Annotated in this window: 2 protein-coding genes; both read right to left on the reverse strand. The window is 40.8% G+C overall.

Going from position 1 to position 816, the window contains the following annotated elements; genetic code table 11:
• Positions 1-148: 148 nt before the first annotated feature.
• Positions 149-385, reverse strand: a complete 237-nt coding sequence (locus MICAI_RS27970) for a hypothetical protein (protein ID WP_008205433.1) — start codon at positions 383-385, stop codon at positions 149-151.
• Between the two features lie 54 nt (positions 386-439).
• Positions 440-730: a DUF4347 domain-containing protein gene (locus MICAI_RS17755; protein ID WP_008205435.1), complete on the reverse strand. Its 291-nt coding sequence runs from the start codon at positions 728-730 to the stop codon at positions 440-442.
• Positions 731-816: the final 86 nt, after the last annotated feature.

Below are 816 nucleotides of genomic sequence, written 5' to 3' on the forward strand. Positions count from 1 at the left end.
TTATCTGTTCCCTCTCGAACTCCTTTTCATACAATCCCCTGATTAACTTCCACTTCCACTGTTCCCGTTCTGGCAGTTTCCCAGTAGTCGCTTTTGTTTTCAGGTGTGCCATCACTATTATAGCAAAGGGATTGCTGCTTGTTTCCAATTAGTCACTGATAACTGATAACTGGTAACTGATAACTGAATAGAGTTTGTCAGCGAAACGTTTTTTTGTCTTTGCTGAAGCGGTAATCCGTTTGAGTTCTTTTTCTAGGGATTCGGGAGTTTTTGTCCAATCAATTAGTTGGTGAACTTCAGGAAAAAAGAAGTATAAAAACGCTTCAAAATACTCGGTTAATGCTTCTTTCCAGGGTTCATCATAATTGGCGGTTGTTGGGTTCATTTGAGTTGTTTGCTTACTCGTAGGCTGTGAAGCGCGATAGCGTAACGCACCGATTTAATAATAGAGGTGAATGGTGGTAATCTGGGGATTTTGTTGTAAAAAAGCGGAGATTTGTTCGATTCCGTCTTGATTGGGAGAGAGAATAACCGTGGCGACTTCTGGAATTACTCCAGCTTGGAGACTTTGATAATCGGTAACACCAGCATCGAGGAAAACTACGGTAGCGGTTAAACGCTGATTTCTCGCACTATTCACCTGATTAGCTTGACTCAAGCCATCAGATTGAGCGAAATTGAACAAAACATCGTCAACAGCAGGAAAAATCGGCAACAGCATAGAAGTCATGACATTGACCGCAAAGGATGACTGCGACTATTTTATGCAAAGAATCCCGAATTTTTCAAGGGGGATATAACAAAAATTAACATTAT

This window comes from Microcystis sp. T1-4, assembly GCF_000297435.1.
Classification (GTDB): Bacteria; Cyanobacteriota; Cyanobacteriia; order Cyanobacteriales; family Microcystaceae; genus Microcystis.

Coding starts and splice junctions, on each gene's coding strand:
- MICAI_RS27970 (WP_008205433.1), bottom strand. CDS start 385: ATGAACCCAACAACCGCCAATTATGATGAACCCTGGAAAGAAGCATTA.
- MICAI_RS17755 (WP_008205435.1), bottom strand. CDS start 730: ATGACTTCTATGCTGTTGCCGATTTTTCCTGCTGTTGACGATGTTTTG.